Annotated in this window: 13 protein-coding genes and 1 pseudogene; 5 read left to right on the top strand and 9 right to left on the bottom strand. The window is 47.7% G+C overall.

Translation table 11 applies throughout. From position 1 onward, the window contains the following. Positions 1–28: 28 nt before the first annotated feature. The 7 genes and pseudogenes from B5X68_RS01735 to B5X68_RS01765 all read right to left on the bottom strand — a co-directional run bounded on the left by B5X68_RS01735 (position 29) and on the right by B5X68_RS01765 (position 7,851). A pseudogene (locus B5X68_RS01735) lies at positions 29–2,018 on the bottom strand (pyrroloquinoline quinone-dependent dehydrogenase). After that, positions 2,011–4,212 (bottom strand): aldehyde oxidoreductase molybdenum-binding subunit PaoC, encoded by a 2,202-nt coding sequence (paoC, locus tag B5X68_RS01740; RefSeq protein WP_082212947.1) that lies wholly within the window; start codon positions 4,210–4,212, stop codon positions 2,011–2,013. Before paoC ends, B5X68_RS01735 begins: the two are co-directional and overlap by 8 nt. A gap of 1 nt (position 4,213) precedes the next feature. Beyond that, a complete protein-coding gene (locus B5X68_RS01745; RefSeq protein ID WP_082212948.1) occupies positions 4,214–5,161 on the bottom strand; it encodes an FAD binding domain-containing protein in 948 nt (315 codons plus the stop codon). Positions 5,162–5,204: 43 nt separating this feature from the next. Continuing rightward, positions 5,205–5,855, bottom strand: a complete 651-nt coding sequence (paoA, locus tag B5X68_RS01750; RefSeq protein ID WP_082212949.1) for an aldehyde dehydrogenase iron-sulfur subunit PaoA — start codon at positions 5,853–5,855, stop codon at positions 5,205–5,207. 105 nt (positions 5,856–5,960) lie between these two features. Then, positions 5,961–6,416, bottom strand: coding sequence for a (R)-mandelonitrile lyase (locus tag B5X68_RS01755; RefSeq protein ID WP_082213938.1), 456 nt, complete (start codon positions 6,414–6,416; stop codon positions 5,961–5,963). A 22-nt stretch (positions 6,417–6,438) separates the two neighbouring features. Continuing rightward, a complete protein-coding gene (locus B5X68_RS01760; protein ID WP_082212950.1) occupies positions 6,439–6,891 on the bottom strand; it encodes a nuclear transport factor 2 family protein in 453 nt (150 codons plus the stop codon). Positions 6,892–6,948: 57 nt separating this feature from the next. Next, complete coding sequence (locus tag B5X68_RS01765) at positions 6,949–7,851, bottom strand: MBL fold metallo-hydrolase (protein WP_082212951.1); 903 nt, start codon at positions 7,849–7,851, stop codon at positions 6,949–6,951. Between the two features lie 159 nt (positions 7,852–8,010). On the opposite strand from B5X68_RS01765, the gene B5X68_RS01770 reads away from it, so the two are divergent. The 3 genes from B5X68_RS01770 to B5X68_RS01780 are packed head-to-tail and all read left to right on the top strand — an operon-like array spanning position 8,011 to position 10,276. Next, positions 8,011–8,910 carry a helix-turn-helix domain-containing protein gene (locus tag B5X68_RS01770; protein ID WP_082212952.1) on the top strand — a complete coding sequence of 300 codons (900 nt, stop codon included), beginning with the start codon at positions 8,011–8,013 and terminating at the stop codon, positions 8,908–8,910. A gap of 18 nt (positions 8,911–8,928) precedes the next feature. Then, on the top strand, positions 8,929–9,780 hold the full coding sequence (locus tag B5X68_RS01775; protein ID WP_082212953.1) for a carboxymuconolactone decarboxylase family protein: 852 nt from the start codon (positions 8,929–8,931) through the stop codon (positions 9,778–9,780). Positions 9,781–9,796: 16 nt separating this feature from the next. Continuing rightward, positions 9,797–10,276: a DUF1905 domain-containing protein gene (locus B5X68_RS01780; RefSeq protein ID WP_082212954.1), complete on the top strand. Its 480-nt coding sequence runs from the start codon at positions 9,797–9,799 to the stop codon at positions 10,274–10,276. 57 nt (positions 10,277–10,333) lie between these two features. Here B5X68_RS01780 and B5X68_RS01785 read toward each other — a convergent pair whose 3' ends face one another. Both B5X68_RS01785 and B5X68_RS01790 read right to left on the bottom strand, forming a co-directional pair. Then, positions 10,334–10,888 carry a DUF1572 family protein gene (locus tag B5X68_RS01785; RefSeq protein ID WP_141110210.1) on the bottom strand — a complete coding sequence of 185 codons (555 nt, stop codon included), beginning with the start codon at positions 10,886–10,888 and terminating at the stop codon, positions 10,334–10,336. Positions 10,889–10,916: 28 nt separating this feature from the next. Beyond that, a complete protein-coding gene (locus tag B5X68_RS01790; RefSeq protein WP_082212956.1) occupies positions 10,917–11,858 on the bottom strand; it encodes a ketopantoate reductase family protein in 942 nt (313 codons plus the stop codon). 123 nt (positions 11,859–11,981) lie between these two features. Between B5X68_RS01790 and B5X68_RS01795 the strand changes: the two genes are divergently transcribed. After that, positions 11,982–12,569, top strand: coding sequence for an RNA polymerase sigma factor (locus B5X68_RS01795; protein WP_082212957.1), 588 nt, complete (start codon positions 11,982–11,984; stop codon positions 12,567–12,569). 80 nt (positions 12,570–12,649) lie between these two features. Then, positions 12,650–13,834, top strand: coding sequence for a FecR family protein (locus B5X68_RS01800; protein WP_082212958.1), 1,185 nt, complete (start codon positions 12,650–12,652; stop codon positions 13,832–13,834). The last annotated feature ends 130 nt before the right edge of the window (positions 13,835–13,964 follow it).

Genomic DNA, 13,964 nt, shown 5'->3' on the forward strand with positions numbered 1-13,964 from the left:
ACTCTGAATCATTTTATTCCACAATACATCAAGGCAATGCAAATGCCATCAGATATCCAGAAGGATTTTCAGTAGTCCCTCCAACGGAAAGTGCAAGAAATTGTTTCCCGTTGACCTGGTAGCTGCATGCGGTAGCGTTAGCCAGGGCAGGCAATGTCGTCTGCCAAAGTAGTTTACCGGTTGATTTGTCAAAAGCACGCAGCCTTTTATCGTCCGTCCCACTAATGAATACCAAACCACCAGCTGTTACAATGGGGCCGGCTTTACCTTCCTGACCGGTTTCGGGGGCTCCTTTTGCCTGACGTGCTTCGTCGTTACCCAATGGGATTTGCCACTCATATTCACCTGTGGATAGGTTCAGCGCATGCAGTGTTCCCCATGGCGGGATGATTGCGGGATTTCCGCTTGGATCTTTCCAGGTTTTATAACCTGTTGAATTCAGATACTGGTCAGCATGTGCATTTCGCTCTGTTGTCCCCAGTTGACTTGACACGCTGGATCTGGCCGGTGACTCGCTGCTTGCTTTCGTTTGATCTCCTTTAATGATCGTTATGATATCGGGGGCATCGTTTGATTTTATGTATAAAAAATTCGTTGCCGGATCAAACGCCGCACCGCCCCATTCTCCCACCGCGTGTCCCTGGCAATTGCAGGGTTCCTTTCAGATCAGGCGGGGTATAGAGCCCTTCGTATCGCATAGACCTGAATTTAGCTACGAGCGAATCATGATCGGCAGGTGAATAACTTGTCAGGTCTGCCTCGGTGACCGACTGGCGCGCAAACGGTTTTGGCTTAACCGGGAAGGGCTGTGTGGGTGATGCACTTTCCCCGGGAAGATTGGAGGCAGGAACTTTTCTTTCTTCAATTTCAAATAAAGGCTTCCCGGTTTCTCTGTCAAACACGAATACAAATCCCTGTTTGGTAATCTGTGCGACCGCATCTATGTTTCGGGGCCGACCGTCGGGTCCGTCACGTTTAATGGTAACAAGGTTTGGTGGCGCGGGAAGATCATAGTCCCAAAGGTCGTGATGCACAGTCTGAAAATGCCATACATGTTTTCCACTTGCCGCGTCCAGCGCAAGCACGCAATTGCCATACAGGTTTTCCCCTTTCCGGTCGGTTCCATAAAAATCATAGGAAGGCGAACCCAGCGCAAGAAAAACCATCCCTCTATTTTGATCCAGGCTCATGCCTGCCCAGTTATTGACTCCACCCACTACTTTATACGCATCTTTCGACCAGGTTTCATAGCCGGGTTCGCCAGGCAGTGGAACGGTATGAAACGTCCACACAAGCTTTCCTGTCAGGCAGCTGTATGCTCTTATATAACCGGGTTGTGCGCCATACACATCTGGCACGCGGCAGCCCATGATGATCAGATCCTTATAAATAATCCCAGGGGATGTTGACGAAACATAGATGTCTTTGCTATTATCCCTCAATCCGATCCTCATATCAACTTTGCCCGCTTTGCCAAATGAGGTGACTGGTTTGCCGGTAGCAGCATCCAATGCAAAAAGCTGGTTGTTAGCTGTAAACAGGATACGCCTATCCGCGTCCTTTTCCCAGTAAGTTAGCCCACGGTTTACTTCACCGCCACTCTCTTTGCCATTGAAAGGATCAAAAGACCACAATTGCTTTCCCGTTGCAGCATCAACAGCGTAAGCGCGCTGGCTGGCAGAAGTTGCATACATAATACCGTCAACAATAATGGGGTTACATTGACTGGGCCGGGTCCCTTCTGCATTGTCTTTAATGGCCAATGTCCAGGCGGGTTTTAACTGGCCCACATTTGAAACATTGATCTGATCCAAAGGTGAGTAGTTGGAGCTGCCTGCATCTGCTTTGTACACTGACCAGCTCCTGTCTTTCTGTTGTTGGCCAAAGGTGGTTTCTGATAAAAAAACAGACGTTACTACCAGCAGGACCTGAAAAGTCCACCTGCTCGATTTCATTTCATTGATTTGTAATAAATTCATTTTAAGATAGATTGGCAATTTCTGTTTAACCTTAAACATTGTTTTTCAATAACTTATCCAGTGTAATCGGATAGTCACGCACCCTTATCCCAGTCGCATTGTAGACAGCGTTGGCAACCGCAGATGCCACGCCACATAAACCCAACTCGCCAATGCCTTTGGCTTTCATGGGTGACATAGTGGGGTCGATATCTTCCAACAGAATGACTTCCTGGTAAGGAATATCAGCATGGACTGGAACCTCGTAGCCTGCCAGGTCATGATTTACAAAGAAGCCTATGTTTTTGTCAACCACCATTTCTTCCATTAGCGCCGCGCCAACGCCCATGGTCATCGCGCCGATCACCTGGCTGCGTGCTGCTTTTGGGTTCAAAATCCTTCCGGCATGACAAACAGCCAGCATGCGTCTTACGCGGATTTCGAAGGTATATGCATGCACTGCCACTTCAACAAAATGGGCTCCAAATGTGGTCTGGGCGTACTCTTTTGAAAGCTCACCATAAGTCATCTCATCCTGGGCGACTAATTCTGCGTTTTTTGCTGCATCGCCCAATGCAAAACTGCGATCACCCGCTCTTACCCTACCGTCAGCAAACTGCGCTTTATCCGCGTCCAATCCAAGCCGGTTTGCTACTGCTTCCCTGAGTTTAACGCAGGCTGCATAAACACCCGACGTGGATGAAGCTGCGCCCCACTGACCACCCGAACCTGCGGATTCCGGAAAGGAGGAATCGCCGAGTTTTACCACAACTTTATCCAGCCCGACGCCCATCATCTCGGCCGCTGTCTGGGCGATAATGGTGTATGTGCCTGTTCCCAAATCCGTCATATCGGTTTCCACGGTAATGATGCCACTGCTGTTAAGCCGTACCCGAGCAGCCGATTTAGTCACCGGCGCGCCCCGGACTGCCGAAGCAACCCCCATTCCAATGAGCCATTGGCCTTCTTTTATACTTCCGGGCTTTGCATTCCTGCTGTTCCAGCCAAACTTTTCAGCGCCTGTCTGCAAACATTCGACAAGCTTACGGGTCGAGAATTTTCGCCCTGGCTTTTCGGGATCTTCCTGGCTATCGTTCTTGATCCGGAATGCAACCGGGTCCATACTGAGCTTCTCAGCCATTTCGTCCATAGCAATTTCCAGGGCCATCATCCCAGGCGCTTCGCCCGGGGCCCGCATGGCGTTCCCTTCTGCCAAATCCAAAACGGCCAGTTTCAACCGGGTCAAACGGTTTGCACCTGCATATAATATCCTGGTTGATGCCGTAGCTGGTTCGGTCCTGCCTCCTTGCAGGTTGCCCGACCAGCTTTCATGACCAATAGCTGTGATCTTGCCATCCGGGTCAGCACCAATCCGGATACGCTGAATGGTTTTGGGACGGTGAATGGTGTTATTGAACATCAAAGGCCGTTGCAGCGCGAGCTTCACAGGCCGCCCTGCTACCCGCGCCGCCAGGCTGGCTGCAACCAGATCTGCCAGCACGGTTCCCTTTCCGCCGAAACCACCACCTATATAAGAAGCGATCAGCCGGATATTTTCTTTGGGTATCCCAAGGATAATGGCCAGATCCCGCACCCCCCAGTTCATCTGCTGGATCGAGCACCAGCAGGTCAGTTTATCCCCTTCCCACTTGGCAATGGTCGCATGCGGCTCCATCATCGCATGCGCCTGATCTGGTGTAGAGTAAGTTTCATCCATTTTAACCTGTGCTGTTTTGAAAGCACCTTCAAAATCACCAATCATGGTTTGTGCTGGCGGGCCAAACTGAGCCGGCGGCGGAGTTTGAGCAGAATCTTTGAGGGCGTCAAGGTCAAAAGAGCCTTTTGACTTTTTGTAATCAATTTTCAAAAGGGAACCTGCATAGCGCGCCTGTTCAAAGGTTTCTGCGACCACAACAGCAACCGCCTGATGGTAATGATCGATCTGTGGCCCGGCCAAAAAACGGCTTACATAGAATTTGCCTGCTTGCAGCGGCCCTGCGTTAGCGGCAGTGACGATAGCCAGTACACCAGGTGCTGCCTTCGCTGCCGACTGGTCAATCCGGGTAATCATTCCTTTGGCAATGGCGGAACCTACAATATATCCGTAGGCTGGATTAGTCACTTCCTGGTTATGTTCGTAAGCATATTTTGCCGTGCCTGTTGTTTTCAAGGGACCTTCAATACGATCTGTGGGTTTACCAATAACTTTAAGCTGGTCAATCGGGTTAATGCCCGCAGGTTTGTCAAATTTCATATCAGCTCCTGTTTTCTGTTAAGATCCCTTCAATGGTACGCTCCACAAGTGCCAGCTTGAATGCATTTTCCTGGGTTGGTCTGGCACCTTCCAATAACCTGGAGGCAAATTCCTTTGCACCGATCGGGATCAATTTTTCAGCAGAAGCATTGCGCCAGGGCCTTGGGGCAACTCCGCCCACGGCGATCCTTCCACTGCCGTCCTTAAAGAGGATTGCACCTACCGAAACAAGTGCAAAGGCATACGAAGCTCTGTCGCGCACTTTATGATAGACATGGATTCCACCCACCGGTGCTGGCAGTATGACCGAAGTGATCAGCTCATTTTTTTCCAGGGTAGTTTCCAAATGCGGGGTCTTACCGGGAAGCCGGTAGAACTGCGAGATTGGGATTTGCCTGGTCTTGCCGTCTGGCTTAACGGTTTCGATCACCGCATCAAGGGCCATCATGGCAACAGCCATATCACTGGGGTGCGTGGCAATGCAGGCATCACTGCTTCCGATAACAGCAAGCTGGCGGCTAAACCCGGCAATCGCCGAGCATCCACTGCCAGGCGAACGCTTGTTACAAGGCTGGTTGGTATCGTAAAAGTATGGGCAGCGTGTGCGCTGTAAAAGGTTACCAGATGTAGTGGCTTTATTGCGAAGCTGCCCGGACGCACCAGCAAGCAGCGCTCTGGATAAAATAGCGTAGTCTGTTCTCACCCGCGCATCAGCTGCCAGGTCAGTATTACGCACCAGCGCACCGATCCGAAGGCCACCATCTGGCGTAGGTTCAATTTTATCAAGCCCGATCCTGCCGATATCGATCAGGTGGGTGGGCGTCTCGATCTGCAATTTCATCAGGTCAAGCAGGTTGGTACCACCGGCCAGGAATTTAGCGCCTGGTTTGCTCGCCGCAGCAGCTGCCTGGGCTAGTGTTTCAGCGCGTTCGTATGTGAATGGTTTCATCTTATTACAGTTCAGGTGTGAAATGAATTGGCTGGGGAGCCTTTTAGCCCGTTACCCCAGCGACTTCTGCGGCAGCCTGGGCAATGTTAGAATAGGCCCCGCAGCGGCAAAGGTTCCCGCTCATCCTTTCACGGAACTCAGCATTACTAAAAGCCATTGGCCCCATTAGCTCGGTGCTCACATGGCTGGGCACCCCTGCTTTTATTTCTTCCAGTACGGCTACCGCTGAGCAGATCTGGCCGGGCGTACAATACCCGCACTGGAATCCATCGTGTTTGATGAATGCCGACTGCATCGGATGAAGGTTTTCTGGTGTGCCGATCCCTTCGATTGTGGTGATGGAATCGTCCTGGTGTTGCAGTGCAAGTGACAAACAGGAATTAATGCGCCTTCCGTTTACAAGTACGGTGCACGCCCCGCACTGACCATGGTCACAGCCCTTTTTTGTGCCCGTTAAATGCAGGTGTTCGCGGAGCACGTCCAGCAATGTGGTGCGAGTGTCCATTTCCAAATTAACCGCTTTGCCGTTGACATTGAAAGACACGCCTGCCGATTCAACAGGGGTAACAATCGGGGAAGCCGGGGCCGCTTCTAAGCCTGTTACACTGGTAATGGCCAGTGCGGTAACGGCTACTGCGGTGCCCGCAAGCATTTCGCGCCGGGTGATGCTGCCGGATCCATTTTCATTTTCCATATGCTTATTTTTTATTTCGCGTTCAACAGATATGTTACTGGCTCATTTAATAAAAAACTTACCGATCATGCTCTGCCTGCGTCTATGTGGCCTAATAATTCAGCATCACTTTCTCAGGCTTTGGTACTCCTGATCTGTTACTGCTTCTTTCCAAATGACTATCCCTTTCTCTGTATTTGTATTTAAAGAGATGTGGGACATTGGTTTATCTGCCGATGCCCCATGCCAATGGTCGATGTTAGGAAGGCATTTGACCACATCACCCTTACTTATTACTTGCAATTGCTTTCCTTTTTCCTGGTAGTATCCGACTCCATCCGTTACAAGCAATACTTGGCCGGCCGGGTGCGCGTGCCAATTAGACCTTGCCCCCGCCTCAAAGGTTACATTGCCCATCATGCTGGTAAAAATGCTGTCATTGGCTACCAATACTTTAAGCCAAACCCTCCCGGTAAAATTCTCTGCTGGTGCTGGGTCGCCTTTGGGAAAAATGTCACTCTGCGCAGCACTATTGAGATAGAAAAAACTGGACAATACCAGTGTCAAAATATGCTTTTTCATAATCATTGTGAATAGATAATGTTTACCTTCTTCTAGGCGTGCCCCCAGGAAAAAACCAATGCTCCATTGCCTTCCCGTTAGTATACCTGGTCATCTCGATACCCTCAATGACCATGGATGAATCACTTCCAACATATCTGATCCAATCACTGAAATACTCCCCATCCATTAACTGCCTTTTTATTTCCATTCTATCTGGCTTGAAACGGGCATGAAACCTGACAATGCCCACCTTTAAACTATCAACGCCTACTCTTTCTCCTGCATGGTTCACAAAGTCAGGTGCAATAATACCGTCCAGTGCACTGACGTCCCCTGTCTGAAATGCTTTCAGCAAAGTCTCATTAGCACTTTTATTTCTTTCTGCTGTCGCACTGCTAAGCCTGACGGCGCTGCTGCCCTTATATTCAGAAACACACGAGGCGACCGCTGAAAACACAAGTAGTGCAGCGGAAATCCACAAAAGCTTGTTCATGTGCAGTATTTAGTTATCTGAAATTAAATAGTAACTCTGTATATACTAATCCCGCTATTATTTCCTGAGTTTGCGGAGTGAATAGGGCTGACCAGGAGCCAAAACAATGATCCGTTTCGGGTTTACAACTTTATCATAAAGGCTTTTGGGGTCGCCGTTAAATGGTGAGAAGTCGGGAGCGTCCACCGAGCCCCAGTGAGAAAGCAGCAGCGGAGTATCAGGATAGGCATTTGCCAGTTTAATTGCGCCGGCAAGTGTAAAGTGCCACTCGCTGTCAGAAAAATCAAACAGGATGGCATCGGGCGTAGGAAGATGCAGGTGCTCATCCAATAAACGGGAATCGCCCGGGGCCCAGATTGTGCCATCTGGCGTCTGGATCATAAAGCCGCACGCATCCTCATTTTTAAAATGACGCTGGCCTGGCCTTGGGTAGGCATTTTGGTAAGCATGATCGGCTGGTGTAAGCTTCACGCTTATGTCGTTTACCTTGAAAACAGCCCCGATGTCATGCCCAAAAGATGGCCATGACATATTTTTCATCAGCGAATCCACATAGATTGTGGAATGAAAGGCTTTGGTTACTCCCACCAGGTCTTTATTGGTAGGCACACTGAAATGATCATTATCTGCATGGGTTACCAGGACTGCATCCAAACTTGGTACATCTTTGGGTTTGATAGGAAATTCAATCAAAATCGGCATATCAAAACCTTGCAGCAGCGGGTCAACCATTAAAGTAGTGCCCCGGCTATTGATTAGAAACCCTGCCATTCCCAGCCAGCGGAGTGTCGTGGATTTAGACGCCCCGAATGCTTCTTTACCAAAAGGCTGCGTTTTAGGAGGCGTGGCCTGGTACTTCTTTTCTGTCTTTTTTGACAAACTATCCGTTTTTTGCTGCGCCTGGATGTCGCATGTCAGCAACGTGAGGATCAATGCAATGGCAAGCTGTTTTGCTTTCATGTTTGCTGGTTAAATAGTATAAGGCAAATTTCCGCCCATTTGCCGGATGCAAGCTTATATGAATCACTGCATTGTTTACCATTTTTACTGATCGCCAGCTTGGTATGCGATTGGTATAAAAACCATCAGGTACTTTTGGGATAGCTAAACAAAAAAGCAATGAACGAAATCTTCAAGCTGGAAAGCGTTTCCCAGTTCAACACCCAGAGAGGCCAGCGGACCCTGCATCCACTGGTAAGCGTACTGGACCAATCCAAATCAAGCCCTATAAAAGGGGCCCGTTTTGTCTCGGAGCTTTACATTATCTTTCTTAAGGAAGTGAAATGTGAGGAGCTTAAATACGGCCGCAGCCATTACGACTATTATGATGGGACATTGCTGTTTATAGCGCCGGGGCAAGTATTTGGTTTTGATGATGATGAAAAAATGTTCCAGCCAACCGGGTGGGTTTTGCTGTTTCATCCCGACCTGATACGCGGCACTTCGCTGGGTCGATCGATTAAAGATTACGGGTTTTTCTCCTACGATGTCAATGAAGCCCTTCACCTCTCAGACAGCGAACGGGCCATTATTTTGGAAAGCTTTTCAAAGATCCGCTATGAATTAGAGCATGCCATTGATAAACACAGCAAAACACTGTTGATCAGCAACATTGAGCTGTTTTTAAATTACTGTGTCCGGTTTTACGACCGCCAGTTTATTACACGTGACAATATCCATAAAGATATCCTGGCCAGGTTTGAAAGCGCGCTGGATGAGTTTTTCACTTCGGATGCACCGCAAATTGTAGGGCTGCCGTCCGTGCGTTTTTTTGCAGAAAAATTCAGCTTGTCAGCTAATTATTTTGGGGATCTGGTCAAAAAGGAAACTGGAAAATCCGCGCACGAACACATCCAGGAAAAACTTATTACAGTAGCCAAAGAGCGCGTCCTAAGTAGCAACAGAACCATTAGTGAAATTGCTTATGAAATCGGCTTCAAATACCCTTCCCATTTCACCCGGCTCTTCAAAGCACAGGTAGGAAAATCGCCTGTGGATTTCAGGCTATCTGATAATTGATCACAAACCAAGGCCACTATGAAACACATCATTTTCATGTGCACATTTCTTGCACTCTCCTTATCACCGGTAGTTGCACAAACCCCGGCATCAACTCAAAATAAAAAGACGATGGAAAACAGCAGAACCCAGAGAGCAGCTAAAAAATACAAAGAACTTTTCGCACAGGATATCACCGCCAGCAAAACCGACCCAGAGCTATTGACTATTCTACAAAGTGTTATTTTTGGCGAAGTATTTTACATTGGCAACCTGGATGACAAAACGCGTGAGCTGATCACCATTACCGCCCTTGCAACCAATCAAACTTTGCCCCAACTGACACCGCACACCAATGCCGCACTCAACGTCGGCGTGAAACCGATTGAAATCCGGGAGGTAATTTATCAATGTGCACCATTCATTGGTTTTCCCAAGGTGCTAAATGCATTGGAAGTGATAAACAAAGTTTTTGAACAAAGAGGAATAAAAGTTCCATTGGAAACCCAGCGTACAATCACAGAAGCAGACCGGCTCGAAAAGGGTTTGGAAAAACAGGGCCCGCTTTATGGGGATGGTATCAAACGCAGCATGCAGGACTTACCCGGCAATCTGGGAACTGCCATTCCAACGCTTTTGACCGAGTCGTGCTTCGGTGATTTTTACACCAGAAAAGGTCTTGACATTAAAACCCGGGAACTGATGATATTCTGTGCGCTGGCCACATTAGGCGGCACAGAAAGGCAGATGTCCTCCCATGTGTCTGGCAATATGAAAGTGGGAAATGATAAAGAGACCCTTATCTCTGCTATGGTGCAGCTGTATCCTTATGTCGGCTTTCCACGCGCCGCCAATGCCATGTATACTATAAAAGAGGTAAAAGCCGACTAAGGGTAAGTTTTGAAAGATGAAAACATTACTAAAAAGTGTAAAGTTGATTCTCAGGCATCAGCCCGGAAAGGGTGCCTGGACGTATCATCTGGTAATACCTGGAACGAAAGACATTCAGGGAAGCTGGGGCGAAATGAAAGTATCGGGTACAATCGACGGCTACGAATTCAAAGATATCAACCTGGCACCTGTTACCAATGCTGATAAAATGATTTCTGTTAATAGCGCCATCAGAAAAGCCATTAACAAAGGTGGCGGAGATGAAGTGATTGTAACGATGTACATGACCTCTGACAATAAGCTCAGCTCAAAAGATCAGCTGCTTGATTGTTTTAATGATGCTGGAATTTTGAAAGAATTCAAAGCGCTTCCAAATGATGAGCGCGAAGAGATAATTACTACGATTCTGTCGCAACCGAATGAAAGCAGGCTTGAACAAAAGATCATGGACGTTGTCAGAAAGCTCCTTTACCGAGGCGATAACCGAGGAATGTAAACCATACAATATTCAGGTAATGCTGTTTGCGCCGGGACTGACAAAACCAATCATTCATCAAAGGTCATCTGTAAAATGCCGTCTTGATTTTTCCTGGTCGAATTTCCGTGTATTGTAATCACCAGATTTATTCCTGGAAATTGAAAGGCTTTCCCAATTTTCATTGGCAGCCATTTTCGCGATGTAAACGATTTGACCGATATGGTAAGGATAATGTGCAAGCTGCCGGTTGATCGCCTCTGTTACCGTGTGTCCGTCATTTCGAATGTAGACCACAGTTTCCAGTTGCTCAGTATGAAGGTCGCGCAATGTGGTTAGCAAACATTCCCAGCCTTTGTCCCAATGCGCAATGATTTCTTCGCGGCTTTTAAAACGGTCTTCAAATTCCGCATCACGGTTTCGCCACGGTTTTTCACCATCGGTTGTTAAAAAATCAGTAAAACGTGAAAGCATATTTCCAGCCATGTGATTGACTATCACCGCTATACTGTTACTCTCCGCATTGTATTGCCAGAAAAGCGCCTCATCGGGCAATTGCGCGATCGCCTTTTCACCGAGCATTTTATAATACTCAAACTGTTTGATCGCGCTGGCTAAATAACTTGTATCCATCATTTCAATGTTCTGTTTTGCAAAATATTTAAAGATTGGTATCCAGATTGATCTCCGCTTTAAGTCTTACCAACTCGCCCAGCAGCTTTGTTTCCTGCACCGACTGAATTAACCCCAGCTCCCCTGCCATGCTTGCGATCTCAAAATTTAATGTATCAATTTCCGTTCTCCTGCCTGCGCGGATATCCTGCAAGGTAGAAATAAGCTGGCCGTCTGACGCGCGACTGATTTGTAAAAGACTTTCTTCCAGGTCATTTGAAATGAGCATTATCCCTTTTGCATGTGCGATACCAATGCATTCCGCAATCACGCGACGCGCAATTTGCATTGCCGTTTCGCTTCTGTAAAATATGCCGTTGTCCGTTTCCAGCAGCGGACATACCGAATTAAAAACGCAATTGATGATCGCCTTTTTCCAGATCGTATGCTGGATGTGTTCCTCGTTCTTAAATCCCAATTGTGGTGTGGTCAGCTGCCTGACTATATGCTGCAAGTTATCGCTATTTCCTCGCTCAACACCAATCGGACAAGGCGCCACCGGTTTGAAACGGACCGTGGTTTCGTCGATGATCTGGCTTGTCACAAACAATACGCAGCGGTATATTTCCGAAAATCCGTGTGCAAAGAATGGCCGCTCAATGCCCAGCCCATTTTGCAGTAAAACAAGAGGTGAGCTGCCGGTTTTGTCCTTCAATACAACCGCCAGCTGCTCATTTCCAAATGATTTGTTAGCAAGAACAATGATTCCGTTGAGCGTGGGAAATGCATTTAAGGTTGAAATCTCGATCTCAGCCTCATGCAAAGTTCCGTCGGGCATTTGCACCCTGATATGCTCGGTTTTCCGGCTGCCGTCGTTCACACTCCCCCTGATGAGCGTAACTTTTCTTCCCGAAAGCCTCAGAAAGACCGCCAGCGCCTTTCCGATCGCGCCGCTCCCGATGATGTAGATATGTCCTGAATTTAGCTCCATGATATTTTCAAACTGATCAGGGCAAATTTGAATAAAAGGAAATTACGATAGCAGATACAGTTTTACTATTTTTACCGATAGCAGTTTTTTTAAGCAAAGAAAGACACCAATCAATCATTCAAAATGCCGCACCCATCTGCCTTGCATCAGGAGACCGAGCTATTGCTCTCAGTTTCGCAGGGGGACGAAAGGGCATTTACAGCAATTTACAACCATTATCATCAAAGACTGGGCACCCACATTTACAGGATCACGAAATCAACCGAACTGGCCGAGGAAGTTGTGCATGATGTGTTTTTAAAGATCTGGCTCAACCGGGAGACACTCGTGAATGTTGAAAATTTCCCGGTTTACCTCTACGTGATTTCAAAAAACGCTGCATTGAACTGCCTCAAAAGAGCGGCGCGTGAAAAAGCGCTCACGACGGAGCTGGATGCGGACTTTGATCAAATTTCCCTGCCTGGAACACCGGAAGATGATTACCGGTACATTTTAATAGACGAAGCCATTGACCGGTTGCCTCCTCAGCAGCGGCAGGCTTATCTCCTTGCACGGCACGAGCGGCTCTCTTATATGGAAGTTGCGCAAAGGATGAATTTATCCAAAGAAACAGTTAAAAAGTACCTGCAAATCGCGACCGGATTTATATCAGAATACATTATTAAAAGACTTATAATCAGCACTTTAATTGTGCTTCAATATTCTTTTTAAATTTTTACAAAAGCGATAGCCCCTTTTTGTTAACGCCAGTTGTCCTTTAAGCAGAGATCGAAAAGCAATGCTGCGTATTTATGGATAATTCGGAACACCGATTGGAGGAGTTGTTTAACCGCTATTACCAGGGGCTGGCGACCGCTTCGGAAAAAGAGGAATTGATGGCGTTTATCCGGTCAGCCAAACATGATGCACATTTGGAAAAACTCCTCAAAAACAGCTGGGTAAATCTGGATGCGGATGAGAATATATTCACTGCGGAAAAAAGCAATGCAATGCTGAGCTCCATTTTCGATTCAGCACCGAAAGAACAAACAACAACAAAGGTTTTACATATAGGCTGGCTTCGGTACGCGTCCGCTGCTGCCATTTTTATCCTGGTCGGTTTGGGAATCTGGTGGAAACTTACCTCCGATCCTGCAACCGGGATTGCACATAACACACAGCCCAAAACCGAAGATGTGAGGCCCGGCGGCGCCAAGGCGCTGCTGACACTGTCAGACGGTTCGGCCATTGAACTTGCCACGGCAAAAAGCGGCTTTTTAACCCGTCAGGGCGCTGCGGAGGTCAGCAAGTCACAGGATGGCGTACTGGTTTACAATGCAACACCCGGAAATGCAAACGCAAAAGTCAGCATGAACACCCTTACCACACCGAAGGGCGGCCAGTATGAAATGCTCCTGCCCGACGGAAGTAAAGTGTGGCTCAATGCTTCGTCATCCATTCGCTTTCCTTCTGTTTTTCCTGCATCGGAACGGAAGGTGGAGATCACGGGCGAGGCCTATTTCGAGGTTGCCAGGGATAAAAGCAGGCCATTCAGTGTGAAATTCAACAAGTCCGAAGTGCAGGTTTTGGGTACAAGTTTCAATATCATGGCTTACCCTGAAGAAGGGCCGTCGAAAACCACTTTGGTGGAAGGTTCAGTATTTATCAAAAATGTGAATCAAAACACCAAACTAAAACCGGGGCAACAGGCGGCTGTGCTCCCGACCGGGAAGATCAAGACGCAGTATATTGCTCTTGATGAAGCAATTGCGTGGAAAAACGGCATGTTTTATTTCAAAGATGCGGGCATAGAAGAAGTAATGCGGCAGCTTTCGCGGTGGTATGACGTGGAAGTTTCCTACTCTGGTAAAATTCCGGTCCGGCAGTTTACCGGGCGCGTTTCCCGGAATGTGAACCTGTCCGAAGTTTCCGGAATGCTTCGCTATGCAGGTGTAAACTGCCGCATCGAAGGTTCCAAAATGATCATTGACCCATAAGGCGTATATAGCGTAACGTTTAAGTTTATATAAATCCAAACCTTTCACCATGATGACACCGATCCGAAATTTTTCTCCGTGAGCGTTGTGCCATTTAAACAAAAAGGGAAAATGCGCTAACATTTTCCCC

Origin of the sequence: Dyadobacter psychrophilus (assembly GCF_900167945.1) — a bacterium.
Lineage (GTDB): Bacteria > Bacteroidota > Bacteroidia > Cytophagales > Spirosomataceae > Dyadobacter > Dyadobacter psychrophilus.

Coding starts and splice junctions, on each gene's coding strand:
- paoC (WP_082212947.1), bottom strand. CDS start 4,212: ATGAAATTTGACAAACCTGCGGGCATTAACCCGATTGACCAGCTTAAA.
- B5X68_RS01755 (WP_082213938.1), bottom strand. CDS start 6,416: ATGAAAAAGCATATTTTGACACTGGTATTGTCCAGTTTTTTCTATCTC.
- B5X68_RS01765 (WP_082212951.1), bottom strand. CDS start 7,851: ATGAAAGCAAAACAGCTTGCCATTGCATTGATCCTCACGTTGCTGACA.
- B5X68_RS01760 (WP_082212950.1), bottom strand. CDS start 6,891: ATGAACAAGCTTTTGTGGATTTCCGCTGCACTACTTGTGTTTTCAGCG.
- B5X68_RS01775 (WP_082212953.1), top strand. CDS start 8,929: ATGAAACACATCATTTTCATGTGCACATTTCTTGCACTCTCCTTATCA.
- B5X68_RS01780 (WP_082212954.1), top strand. CDS start 9,797: ATGAAAACATTACTAAAAAGTGTAAAGTTGATTCTCAGGCATCAGCCC.
- paoA (WP_082212949.1), bottom strand. CDS start 5,855: ATGGAAAATGAAAATGGATCCGGCAGCATCACCCGGCGCGAAATGCTT.
- B5X68_RS01800 (WP_082212958.1), top strand. CDS start 12,650: ATGGATAATTCGGAACACCGATTGGAGGAGTTGTTTAACCGCTATTAC.
- B5X68_RS01745 (WP_082212948.1), bottom strand. CDS start 5,161: ATGAAACCATTCACATACGAACGCGCTGAAACACTAGCCCAGGCAGCT.
- B5X68_RS01785 (WP_141110210.1), bottom strand. CDS start 10,888: ATGGATACAAGTTATTTAGCCAGCGCGATCAAACAGTTTGAGTATTAT.
- B5X68_RS01795 (WP_082212957.1), top strand. CDS start 11,982: ATGCCGCACCCATCTGCCTTGCATCAGGAGACCGAGCTATTGCTCTCA.
- B5X68_RS01790 (WP_082212956.1), bottom strand. CDS start 11,858: ATGGAGCTAAATTCAGGACATATCTACATCATCGGGAGCGGCGCGATC.
- B5X68_RS01770 (WP_082212952.1), top strand. CDS start 8,011: ATGAACGAAATCTTCAAGCTGGAAAGCGTTTCCCAGTTCAACACCCAG.